The organism is Pseudomonas sp. RL, from assembly GCF_000647775.1.
GTDB classification, from domain to species: domain Bacteria; phylum Pseudomonadota; class Gammaproteobacteria; order Pseudomonadales; family Pseudomonadaceae; genus Serpens; species Serpens flexibilis.
In genome coordinates, this window is record NZ_JBOY01000083.1 from 1 (window position 1) to 11,055 (window position 11,055).

The 11,055-nt window shown below is 66.9% G+C and carries 10 protein-coding genes and 1 pseudogene; 6 read left to right on the plus strand and 5 right to left on the minus strand.

Annotated features, from left to right (window positions below):
• Positions 1–70: 70 nt before the first annotated feature.
• Positions 71–262: a hypothetical protein gene (locus tag AS93_RS0113480; RefSeq protein ID WP_162172927.1), complete on the minus strand. Its 192-nt coding sequence runs from the start codon at positions 260–262 to the stop codon at positions 71–73.
• Positions 263–343: 81 nt separating this feature from the next.
• On the opposite strand from AS93_RS0113480, the pseudogene AS93_RS0113485 reads away from it, so the two are divergent.
• Both AS93_RS0113485 and AS93_RS0113495 read left to right on the plus strand, forming a co-directional pair.
• Positions 344–2,500, plus strand: a pseudogene (locus AS93_RS0113485) (ribonucleoside triphosphate reductase); the annotation flags it as partial.
• Positions 2,501–2,514: 14 nt separating this feature from the next.
• Positions 2,515–3,210, plus strand: a complete 696-nt coding sequence (locus AS93_RS0113495) for an anaerobic ribonucleoside-triphosphate reductase activating protein (RefSeq protein ID WP_027591107.1) — start codon at positions 2,515–2,517, stop codon at positions 3,208–3,210.
• Position 3,211: 1 nt separating this feature from the next.
• Here the strand turns inward: AS93_RS0113495 and AS93_RS0113500 are convergent, their stop codons facing one another.
• The gene (locus AS93_RS0113500; RefSeq protein WP_027591108.1) at positions 3,212–3,631 is read right to left on the minus strand and encodes a putative zinc-binding protein; all 420 of its coding nucleotides are present in this window, start codon (positions 3,629–3,631) and stop codon (positions 3,212–3,214) included.
• Between the two features lie 21 nt (positions 3,632–3,652).
• Positions 3,653–4,330 (minus strand): Crp/Fnr family transcriptional regulator, encoded by a 678-nt coding sequence (locus AS93_RS0113505; protein ID WP_027591109.1) that lies wholly within the window; start codon positions 4,328–4,330, stop codon positions 3,653–3,655.
• Between the two features lie 318 nt (positions 4,331–4,648).
• Between AS93_RS0113505 and can the strand changes: the two genes are divergently transcribed.
• Positions 4,649–5,278, plus strand: a complete 630-nt coding sequence (can, locus tag AS93_RS0113510) for a carbonate dehydratase (RefSeq protein WP_027591110.1) — start codon at positions 4,649–4,651, stop codon at positions 5,276–5,278.
• A 195-nt stretch (positions 5,279–5,473) separates the two neighbouring features.
• On the opposite strand, the gene narL is transcribed toward can, so the two are convergent.
• Positions 5,474–6,100, minus strand: coding sequence for a two-component system response regulator NarL (gene narL / locus AS93_RS0113515; RefSeq protein WP_027591111.1), 627 nt, complete (start codon positions 6,098–6,100; stop codon positions 5,474–5,476).
• Complete coding sequence (locus AS93_RS0113520; protein WP_027591112.1) at positions 6,097–7,893, minus strand: type IV pili methyl-accepting chemotaxis transducer N-terminal domain-containing protein; 1,797 nt, start codon at positions 7,891–7,893, stop codon at positions 6,097–6,099. Before AS93_RS0113520 ends, narL begins: the two co-directional genes overlap by 4 nt.
• 232 nt (positions 7,894–8,125) lie before the next feature.
• Here AS93_RS0113520 and AS93_RS0113525 point away from each other — a divergent pair, with 232 nt between their 5' ends.
• The 3 genes from AS93_RS0113525 to AS93_RS20355 all read left to right on the plus strand — a co-directional run.
• On the plus strand, positions 8,126–9,382 hold the full coding sequence (locus tag AS93_RS0113525; protein ID WP_027591113.1) for a nitrate/nitrite transporter: 1,257 nt from the start codon (positions 8,126–8,128) through the stop codon (positions 9,380–9,382).
• A 2-nt stretch (positions 9,383–9,384) separates the two neighbouring features.
• Positions 9,385–10,797, plus strand: a complete 1,413-nt coding sequence (locus AS93_RS0113530; protein WP_037009303.1) for a NarK family nitrate/nitrite MFS transporter — start codon at positions 9,385–9,387, stop codon at positions 10,795–10,797.
• Between the two features lie 60 nt (positions 10,798–10,857).
• Positions 10,858–11,055, plus strand: a 198-nt coding sequence (locus AS93_RS20355) for a hypothetical protein (protein WP_155956149.1), incomplete at its 3' end; no start/stop codon positions are given.

An 11,055-nucleotide genomic window follows, 5' to 3' on the forward strand; every position in this document is an offset into this window, starting at 1 on the left:
TGGTCCCTCATCCCCGACAGGCACAAACATACAAGCGAATTCATTCGCGAGCTTATGGGCGCGGCCGCACCTAGCCGGCCGCCAAAAAGCTCGCGGACAAGTCCGCTTCTACAGAAGAACGGCCCCGCGCAAACCCTGTGGGAGCGAATTCATTCGCGAGCTTCTGGGTGCGGTCGGCCGCCAGGCCGGCCCGATGCAGCGCTTGCTTCTTGTGCACCAGGTCCGCCTCCGCCGGTCCGAAGTTGATCGAGGTCAATGGCATTCTTGTGCTTCGCCACTAGATTCAGCACAACATGTTGTGTTTTGAGTTTTCGTTGAATCTATATGTAGGAGTGAGGAGCAGATGCCGGACAGGGTGATCAGGCGCAGCGGCGAGCGCGTGCCGTTCGATGGCGAGCGTATCCGCCTGGCCATTGCCGCCGCGGGGCGGGCCAGTGGCGAGTTCGACGATCGGCAGGCGGCGCAGTTGGCGCAGGGCGTGGTGGTGCGCCTGCCGGCGACGGGCGCGGTGGAGCTGGAAGCGGTCCAGGACCTCGCCGAGCAGGCGCTGATGGAGGCCGGCCACTACGCCAGCGCCAAGGCCTTCATCCTGCATCGGGCCCGCCACGGTCGCATGCGCCGCGACCGCAAGGCGCTGGTCGACGTGGCCGCCTCGATGAACGAATACCTGTCGCGCGAGGACTGGCGGGTGCGCGCCAACGCCAACCAGGGTTATTCGCTGGGCGGGCTGATCCTCAACGTGTCCGGCAAGGTCACCGCCAACTACTGGCTGGACGAGGTGTACAGCCCGGCCATCGGCGCGGCGCACCGCGAGGGCGACCTGCACATCCACGACCTCGACATGCTGGCCGGCTACTGCGCCGGCTGGTCGCTGCGAACGCTGCTCAACGAGGGCTTCAACGGCGTGCCTGGCCGGGTCGAGGCGGGGCCGCCGAAACACCTGTCCAGCGCCCTGGGGCAGATGGTCAACTTCCTCGGCACCCTGCAAAACGAATGGGCCGGCGCCCAGGCGTTCAGCAGCTTCGATACCTACCTGGCGCCCTTCGTGCGCAAGGACCGCCTGGGCTACGAACAGGTGCGCCAGGCCATCCAGGAGTTCATCCACAATCTGAACGTGCCGTCGCGCTGGGGCACCCAGACGCCGTTCACCAACCTGACCTTCGACTGGGTGTGCCCCGAGGACCTGCGCGAGCAGATCCCCTGCATCGGCGGCGAGGAAATGCCCTTTGCCTACGGCGAGCTGCAGGCCGAGATGGCGCTGATCAACCGCGCCTACATCGAGGTGATGATGGCCGGCGACGGCCTGGGCCGGGTGTTCACCTTCCCGATCCCGACCTACAACATCACCCACGACTTCCCCTGGGACAGCGACAACGCCACGCGCCTGTTCGACATGACCGCGCGCTACGGTCTGCCGTACTTCCAGAACTTCCTCAACTCGGACATGCAGCCCAACCAGGTGCGCTCCATGTGCTGCCGCCTGCAGCTGGACGTGCGCGAGCTGCTCAAGCGCGGCGGCGGGCTGTTCGGCTCGGCCGAGCAGACCGGCTCGCTGGGCGTGGTGACGATCAACTGCGCGCGCCTGGGCTATCTGTTCCGGGGCGACGAGCCGGGCCTGTATCGCCAGCTCGACCTGCTGCTTGACCTTGCCTACGAGAGCCTGGAGGTCAAGCGCAAGGTCATCCAGCAGCACATGGACAACGGCCTGTACCCCTACACGAAGCGCTACCTGGGCACCCTGCGCAATCACTTCTCCACCATCGGCGTGAACGGCCTGCACGAGATGCTGCGCAATTTCACCGGCGACCGCGAAGGCCTGCATACCGAGGCTGGCCGGCAACTGGCGCTGCGCCTGCTCGACCACGTGCGCGGGCGTCTGGTGCAGTTCCAGGCAGACAGCGGCCACCTCTACAACCTGGAGGCCACGCCCGCCGAGGGCACCACCTACCGGTTCGCCCGGGAAGACCGCAAGCGCTACCCGGACATCCTCCAGGCCGGCAGCGTCGAGGCGCCGTACTACACCAACTCCTCGCAGCTACCGGTGGGCTTCACCGATGACCCCTTCGAGGCGCTGGAGCTGCAGGACGCGCTGCAGTGCAAGTACACCGGCGGCACCGTGCTGCACCTGTACATGGCCGAGCGGATTTCCTCCGCCGAGGCCTGCAAGCAGCTGGTGCGCACCGCGCTGAGCCGCTTTCGCCTGCCGTACCTGACCGTCACGCCGACCTTCTCGATCTGCCCGGTGCACGGCTACCTGGCCGGCGAGCACGAGTTCTGCCCGCGCTGTGACGAGGCACTGCTGCGCAAGCAGGCGTGCTGCGCCTGAATCGACTTCCCCCAACCCAAGGAGATCTCCATGAGTACGCAACTTCCCCAGGAACAACGCCAGCGCTGCGAAGTCTGGACCCGGGTGATGGGCTACCACCGTCCGGTGGCGGCCTTCAATCCCGGCAAGCAGTCCGAACACCGTGAGCGCCGCCACTTCACCGAGTCGGCGGCCAACGGTCGCTCCGCGTGAGCACCACGCTCAGGGTCGGGGGGCTGGTCCCCCTGACCACCCTCGATTTCCCCGACCACCTGGCCTGCGTGCTGTTCTGCCAGGGCTGCGGTTGGCGCTGCCGCTACTGCCACAACCCGCAGCTGATCCCGGCGCGCGGCGACACGTCACTGGCCTGGGCGGACCTGCTGGCCTTCCTGGAGCGGCGCGTTGGCCTGCTGCAGGCGGTGGTGTTCAGCGGCGGCGAGCCGACCCAGCAGGCGGCGCTGGCCGCCGCCATGGCCCAGGTGCGCGAGCTGGGCTTCAAGGTCGGCCTGCACAGCGCCGGCATCAAGCCGCAACGCTTCGCCCGGGTGCTATCGCAGGTGGACTGGGTGGGCTTCGACGTCAAGGCGCCGCCCGGGCATGGGCAGACGATCACCGGGGTGGCGGACAGCGACCGCGCCAACTGGCAGAGCCTGGAACGGCTGCTGGACAGCGGCGTCGCCTACGAATGCCGCACCACCTTGCACTGGCAACTGCTGGACGCCGAGCGCCTCTGGGCTCTGGCCTGCCGGTTGGCCGAATGCGGTGTCCAGCGCTTCGTGCTGCAGCCGGTGCGCAGCGCGCGGATGCTGGACGCCAGGCTGGGCCCGAGCCTCGCGCCGGCCGATTGGCCAGCGCTGCGTCAGCGGCTGGAAAACCTATTCCCGGCCTTCGAGGTGCGCGGCTGACTCACTTCACCACGCGCAGTTTCGGTTTCGGCTCCGGTGGCGGCGGGGTGGGGCGCATGCGGTCGCTGGCGATGATCTGGCGCATCTCCTCCAGCAGCTCGTCGGCCTGTTCGCTGGAAAAGTCCTCGTGGTGGCGCTTCTTCAGGCCGTAGGAGCTGAGCACCACGTGCACGTTGGCGGTCACGCCGTGCTGCTCCAGGCAGGCGCGCACACACTGCAGCTGGCAGCCATCGATGGCCAGGATCGGTCGCTGCGAGTTGGCCTTGCTGACCAGCGAGGCGACCCGGCCGCCCACCCCGGCGATGCAGGACATTTCCGCCAGGCCGCCACGGTCCAGGCGCACTGCCAGGGTGTTGGCCAGCTGCGCAACGTTGGAACAGCCGGAGCAGGAGTAGACCAGGGGGAGCTTGGGATCGGGCATGACGCGCCTCCTGCTGGCGAGCTACTGAATGAAACCGGTCAGGGCGGGCGTGTCCAGCACGCGGATGCTGCGGCGTTCCATGGCGATGATGCCGGCGTCCATCAGGCGGTGCAGGATGCGCGAGAAGGTCTCCGGCTGGATGCCCAGCTGCGAGGCGATCAGGCGCTTGGGCACGTGCAGCTGCACCAGGTTGGCGCCGTCCTGCAGTTCCTGGTTGAGGTAGCGCGCCACCCGCTGGCTGGCGTTGGCCATCGCCAGGGTGTCGATCTCGTCGAGGAACTGCTGCATGCGCTGGCTGAAACGCCCCAGCAGGTTCAGGCACAACTGCGGCTGTGCTTCCAGCAGGCGTCGGTAGTGCAGGCTGTCCAGGCTCACCAGCGAGCTGGTCTTCAGGGCGCTGGCGCTGAACGGGTTGCACTCCTGGCCGCTGAACATCAGCGTCTCGCCGAAGCTCTGTCCGGGCTGGATGATCTCCACCAGCTTTTCCTGGCCTTCCATCAACACGCGGGTCAGCTTCATCTGGCCCTGCACCAGCACGTAGAAGCGCTCGGCCGGCTCGCCCTGATGCAGCAGGCATTCGCCAGCGTCCAGCCGGCGCTGGATGGCCAGCCGGCAGACTTCCTGGAACGGTCCCTCCGCCAGCCCTTCGAACAGCGGGTGTTGGCGGAGCGTGGTGAGTATTTCCGTGTCGGTCAGCATGCGCACCTCTAGGATCGGTTCCCGTTTCGGCGTCGGTCGTGAAGCCGTGCCAAATGGCGCCATGCCATACGACCGGATGGGCCGAGCCCATGCTAGGGAGGCGTTGGCGAGGCGACCATTCCCCCGTGGCACTACCTCCAAAGGGGCATGGCCAGTGGGTGCGACCTAGTGTCGCCGCTCCGGTGCGCGAATCCGCTTGATCTTGATCAGTTTGCTCGGATTTAGCCGAGGGGCATCGACCGGGCGACCTTGACCAACGACAACGGCGGCCCGCCGGACGCGTGCTAATCAGGCCGCGATTCTTTCGGGAGTAGGCCCATGGACATTCACCAACTGCTGGACAACAACCGCCACTGGTCGGCCACGCTGCGCGCCCGCGACCCCGAGTTCTTCGCCCGGCTGGCCCGCCAGCAGCGGCCGGAGTTTCTCTGGATCGGCTGTTCGGACAGCCGCGTGCCGGCCAACGAGGTGGTCGGGCTGCTGCCCGGTGAACTGTTCGTGCACCGCAACGTCGCCAACATGGTGGTGGCCACCGACATGAACCTGCTGTCGGTGCTGCAGTACGCCGTCGATGTGCTGCGGGTGCGCGAGATCATCGTCTGCGGCCACTACGGCTGCGGCGGCGTGCGTGCCGCCCTCGGACACGCCGCCCTGGGACAACTGATCGACAACTGGCTGCGCGCGATCAAGGCGCTCTACCACCAGAACCTGGAACGTTTCGCCGGGCTGGACGAGGAGCAGGCGGTGAACCTGCTCTGCGAGCTGAACGTGCAGCGTCAGGTGCGCAACGTCTGCCACACGCCGATCGTGCAGGGCGCCTGGCTGCGCGGCCAGCCGCTGGCCGTGCACGGCTGGATCTACGGGCTGGACGACGGACGGGTGAAGGACCTGGAGGTCACCGTGGACAGCCCGGCGCAGCTGGACGAGACCTTTCGCTACGAACCGTAGGGTGGCTTGCGCGTTATCGATCCACCGTGCGTGCCATAGGCGCGCCATGCCGGCGCGTTGGTGGACAAGGAAAACGTTGTCCACCCTACCGGTCCCGACAGCCCGGCGCAGATCGTAGGGTGGATCGCGCTCCACCGATCCACCGTGCGTGCCGCAGGCACGCCATGCCGACGCGATGGTGCGGGGTGGGGGGCGCTAGCGCAGATGCTCCAGCGCCCACACTGCCGCTTCCACCCGGCCGCGCAGGCCGAGTTTGTGCAGCAGGTTCTTCACGTGCACCTTCACCGTGCCCTCGGTGATGCCCAGCTTGTTGCCGATCATCTTGTTGCTCAGGCCGGCGGCGATCATCTTCAGTACCTGGCGCTCGCGGTCGGTGAGGTCGGCCTGGCTCGGTCCCTGGGGGCTGCGCAGCGCCTGGGCCAGCACGCTGGTCAGGGCCGGGCTGATCGCCATCTGCCCCTGTAGCACGCGGTGCAACTGGTCGATCAGCTGTTCGGGCTCCATGTCCTTGAGCAGGTAGCCATCGGCGCCGAAGCGCATGGCGTCGCGCACGTCCTCCTCGGCGTCGGAGACGGTGAACAGCAGCACCTTGCCGGTGAAACCGCGCTCGCGGATCTTCTTCAGCGTCTCCACGCCGTTCATCTGCGGCATGTTGTTGTCCAGCAGGATCAGGTCCGGCTGGAGCTCGGCCAGCGAGTCCAGGGCCTCCTGACCGTTGCCCGCTTCGCCGACCACCTGCAGGTCGTCCTCCAGTTCCAGCAACTGGCGAATGCCGCGGCGCATCATCGGGTGGTCGTCGACCAGCAGCAGGCGGTAGGTCATGTCAGTCTCTCGTGGGGAATCAGGCTCAGGAACACCGGGCGGAAGCGCAGTTGCACCCGGGTACCGCGCGGTTCGCCGGGGCCGATGGCCAGGCTGCCGCCCAGGCTGCGGGCACGTTCCTGCATGATGGTCAGGCCATGGTGCTGGCGCTGGTCGTACTCGCCGGACAGGCCGCGGCCGTTGTCTTCGATCAGCAGCTCCACCTGCTCGCCGTCCTGGCGCAGGGCGACCGTCACCTGGTCTGCGCCGGCATGCCGCGCACAGTTGGACAGCGCCTCGCGGGCCACCTGCAGCACGTGGATCTGCTCGCTGGCCGACAGGGTGAAGGCCAGCGGCTGAACCTGCAAGCGCACCTGGAAGTCACCCCGCTCGGCGAATTCCCGGGTGGTGTCCTGCAGCGCCTGTTCCAGGCCGCCCTCCTGGATGGACAGGCGGAAGGTGGTAAGCAGCTCACGCAGCTGGCGGTACGCCGAGTTCAGGCCCTCGCGGATCTCCTCGCTGACCGCCTCCAGACGCTCCATGGGTTCGCCCCGGCGCATCAGTGTCTGCAGGCGGCTGACCTGCAGCTTCATGTAGGACAGCGCCTGGGCCAGCGAATCATGCAGCTCGCGGGCGATCACCGCGCGTTCCTCGAACAGCAGCAGGCGATGTTCCTGCTCGCGCTGGCGTTCCAGCGACAGCGCGGTGCCGATCAGGTTGGCCAGCGCCTGGATCAGTTCCGCTTCCCAGTCCCGCGCCGGCCGGCCGGCGAAGCTGGCGCGCAGCTCGCCCAGCTCGCTGCCTTGGTTGACCACCGGGCAGGACAGCAGGTTGGGGCTGCCGCGCAGGGTGCACAGGGCGCAGTCCTCCGGTGCGCAGATCTCCCGCACGCGGTCGCTGTGCAGCGCCACCAGCTGCTCGGCCGGCTGGCCGGGCTCGCCGTGCAGGCACAGCGACAGCTGCAGACCGGGCAAGCGGCTGCGGAAGTCCTCCAGCAGGCTGCCCAGGGCATTGGCGTCGGCGGCACCGCTGGCCAGCCGGCGGCTGCTCTGGTAGAGCAGCTGCAGGGCGGCGTTGGCCTGCGCCAGGTTGGCGGTTTCCTCGGCCACCCGGCGCTCCAGGGTCTGGTGCGAGCGCTCGATGGCCTCGGCCATGGCGTTGAAGCTGGCGGCTACCTGGCCGAGCTCGTCCTCGGCGTCGTACTTCACCCGTACCCCGAGATCGCCGGAGCGGAAGCGCTCGTTGGCGGCGACCAGTTCCTGCAGCGGCGCCAGCACCGTGCCCTGCAGCTGGTAGATGCCGACCATCAGCACCACCACGGTGACGAACAGCGCCAGGCCCTGGATGGTCTGCACCCAGCCCTGCTTGGCCTCGCTGCGCTTCTGCAGCAGCAGCACGAAGGCATTCAACTGCTCGACGAAGTTTTCCGCGCGTGGCGGGAAGTCGTCGAAGTCTCCGCTCAGCAGCGCCGGCTTGAGTTCCTCCCGCCAGCGTTGCTGCAGCGCCAGGTAGGCGTCATGCAGATCGGCATTGCTCTTCAGCTCCAGGGTCAGCGCCGGGCTGGCCAGGCGTTCCTCGAACTGCGTGGCCAGCTGGCGCACCTGCTCCGGGCTGTGCTCGGCCTCCAGCTTCCAGGTCATGCGGTAGATGGCCATGCGCAGCGAGCCGGCGGTATTGATGGCCGCGGCATCGCCTTCGCTGAGCTTGGCGATCAGCCCCGAGCTGAGGGCGCTGGCCAGCGCGAAGATCACGATCAGCGACACCGCGACCCCGGCCCGGGCCGGCAGCGAGCCGTTCCACCAGCGTTTTGCCACAGCTACCTCCAAAGAGTTCACGGTGCCGGCGTGGCACCCGGAATGAACCGAAGCGTAAAAGCAAGTCATTGAAAAACAAGGCATTTTCCGAAGAAAACGGGATTACCTCTTTCGGGGTAAGCCGGCCGATCCTAGGAGTGCCACCCCCACGCCCACCATGATTTTCGTCAAGGTTGGCCTGGCCGCCGCGCCCAAGATGGCACCCACACAAGGAGCCTCGGCGAGGTGGATTATGAGTCGTGCGAAGGTACAGCAAGCCCTGGTGCTGAGTATGAGCACCCTGGCGTTTACCGTCTGCTTCATGGTCTGGATGATGTTCGCGGTGCTCGGCGTGCCGATCAAGGAACTGCTCCAGCTCAACGAAACCCAGTTCGGCCTGCTGGCCGCCACGCCGGTGCTCACCGGCTCGCTGGTGCGTCTGCCGCTGGGCATGCTCACCGACCGCTTCGGCGGGCGCGTGGTGTTCTTCCTGCTGATGCTGGCCTGCGTGCTGCCCATCTACCTGATCGCCGAGGCCACCGCCTACTGGCAGTTCCTGGTGCTGGGCCTGTTCGTCGGCCTGGCCGGCGGCTCCTTCTCGGTGGGCATCGCCTACGTCGCCAAGTGGTTCGACAAGGACAACCAGGGCCTGGCCATGGGCATCTTCGGCGCCGGCAATGCCGGCTCGGCGCTGACCAAGTTCCTCGCCCCGGCGCTGATCGCCTGGGGCAGCTGGCAGCTGGTGCCGCAGGTGTTCTCGGCGATCCTGTTCATCACCGCGCTGCTGTTCTGGTTCCTCACCAGCGACAACAAGGCCCACCGAGTGGCCAGCAGCGTGTCGCTGCGCGAACAACTGGCGGCGCTCAAGGACCCGGCCGTGTGGCGCTACTGCCAGTACTACTCGATCGTCTTCGGCGGCTACGTGGCGCTGGCGCTGTGGATGACCAAGTACTACGTGCAGGAATACGGCTTCAGCCTGCAGACCGCCGCGCTGCTGGCCGCCTGCTTCTCGCTGCCCGGCGGCGTGCTGCGCGCTGTCGGCGGCTGGATGTCGGACAAGTGGGGCGCGCAAAGCGTGACCTGGTGGGTGCTGTGGGTGAGCTGGGTGTGCCTGTTCCTGCTCTCCTACCCGCAGACCGATTTCACCATCCAGACCGTCAACGGCCCGAAGACCTTCCACATCGGTCTCAACGCCTGGGTGTTCACCGCACTGATGTTCGTCATCGGCATCGCCTGGGCGTTCGGCAAGGCCTCGGTGTTCAAGTACATCGCCGATGACTACCCGCAGAACATGGGCGCCATCTCCGGCATCGTCGGCCTGGCCGGCGGCCTCGGCGGCTTCATCCTGCCCATCCTGTTCGGCGCCCTGGTGGACCTCACCGGCGTGCGCTCCTCCGCCTTCATGCTGCTGTACGGCGTGGTCTGGGTCTCCCTGATCTGGATGTACTTCAGCGAAATCCGCAAAACCCCCCTCATGGGCCGGGTCAGCCCCCTTGCCCAAGGAGAATGACGATGAGCGTCCTTGAAAAATCCGTCGCCGGCCTGGGTATTCCCCAGGGCCCGGTGCTGCGTGACTGGCGACCGGAAGACCCGGTGTTCTGGAACGCGGTGGGCCAGAAGATCGCCACCCGCAACCTGTGGATCTCGATTCCCGCGCTGCTGCTGGCCTTCGCCGTGTGGATGGTGTGGAGCACCGTCACCGTGCGCCTGAACAGCGTTGGCTTCAGCTTCAGCACCGACCAGCTGTTCCTGCTCGCCGCGCTGCCCTCGGTGTCCGGCGCCACGCTGCGCATCTTCTACTCGTTCATGGTGCCGATCTTCGGCGGTCGACGCTGGACGGCGCTGAGCACCGCCTCGCTGCTGATTCCTTGCCTATGGATGAGCGTCGCGGTGCAGAACCCGGAAACCCCGTACAGCGTGTTCGTGATCATCGCCCTGCTGTGCGGCTTCGGCGGCGGCAACTTCTCGTCGAGCATGTCCAACATCAGCTTCTTCTTCCCCAAGGCGCGCCAGGGCACCGCCCTGGGCCTGAACGCCGGCCTGGGCAACCTGGGCGTGTCGGTGATGCAGTTTGCCGTGCCGCTGGCGGTGCTCGGCGGGCTGTTCGGCAGCTTCGGCGGCGAGCCGCAGCAACTGAGCGACGGCGGTCAGCTGTGGCTGCAGAACGCCGGCCTGATCTGGGTGCCGTTCATTGCCGCGGTGTCCCTGGCCGCCTGGTTCGGCATGCACGACATCGCCGACGCCAAGGCCTCGGTGAAGACCCAGGCGGTGATCTTCCGGCGCAAGCACAACTGGCTGATGTGCTGGCTGTACGTGGGCACCTTCGGCAGCTTCATCGGCTTCTCCGCCGGCTTCGCCATGCTCAGCAAGACCCAGTTCCCGGACATCAACCCGCTGCAGTTCGCTTTCCTCGGCCCGCTGGTCGGCGCCCTGAGCCGCACCCTGGGCGGCATGCTGGCCGACAAGTTCGGCGGCGCGCGCATCACCCTGTGGAACTACGCGCTGATGGCCGGTTTCGTGTTCGTGGTCATGGCCTTCCTGCCGGGTGAGGGCAGCGAGGGCAACTTCTGGGGCTTCCTGGCCGCCTTCATCCTGCTGTTCTTCTTCGCCGGCATCGGCAACGGCTCCACCTTCTGCATGATCCCGGCGATCTTCCGCGGCGAGTGGGAGGCACGCCGCCAGCGTGGCCAGGCCACCGAGGAGCAGGCCAACAAGAACGCCAGCATCGAATCGGCCGCGGTGATCGGCTTCAGCGCCGCCATCGGCGCCTTCGGCGGCTTCTTCATCCCCAAGGCATTCGGCACCTCGCTGGCCATGACCGGCAGCGCCGAGGCCGCCCTGTACCTGTTCATCGCCTACTACCTGAGCTGCATCGCCGTGACCTGGTGGTGGTACGCGCGCCGTGGCGCGGAACGCCCCTGCTAGAGCAACCCGTTTAGTTCATGACAGGGCGCTCCGGCGCCCAGCCTGAGAGGAAACAACGACATGAGTCATCTTCTTGACCAGATGCGCTTCTTCAAGCGCAAGCAGGGCGAGTTCGCCGAAGGACACGGCGAAACCCGCCAGGAGTCCCGCGACTGGGAAAACGTCTATCGCAACCGCTGGCAGTACGACAAGATCGTGCGCTCTACCCACGGGGTGAACTGCACCGGCTCGTGCAGCTGGAAGGTCTACGTGAAGAAC

Coding starts and splice junctions, on each gene's coding strand:
- AS93_RS0113480 (WP_162172927.1), bottom strand. CDS start 262: ATGCCATTGACCTCGATCAACTTCGGACCGGCGGAGGCGGACCTGGTG.
- AS93_RS0113500 (WP_027591108.1), bottom strand. CDS start 3,631: ATGCCCGATCCCAAGCTCCCCCTGGTCTACTCCTGCTCCGGCTGTTCC.
- AS93_RS0113505 (WP_027591109.1), bottom strand. CDS start 4,330: ATGCTGACCGACACGGAAATACTCACCACGCTCCGCCAACACCCGCTG.
- can (WP_027591110.1), top strand. CDS start 4,649: ATGGACATTCACCAACTGCTGGACAACAACCGCCACTGGTCGGCCACG.
- narL (WP_027591111.1), bottom strand. CDS start 6,100: ATGACCTACCGCCTGCTGCTGGTCGACGACCACCCGATGATGCGCCGC.
- AS93_RS0113525 (WP_027591113.1), top strand. CDS start 8,126: ATGAGTCGTGCGAAGGTACAGCAAGCCCTGGTGCTGAGTATGAGCACC.
- AS93_RS0113530 (WP_037009303.1), top strand. CDS start 9,385: ATGAGCGTCCTTGAAAAATCCGTCGCCGGCCTGGGTATTCCCCAGGGC.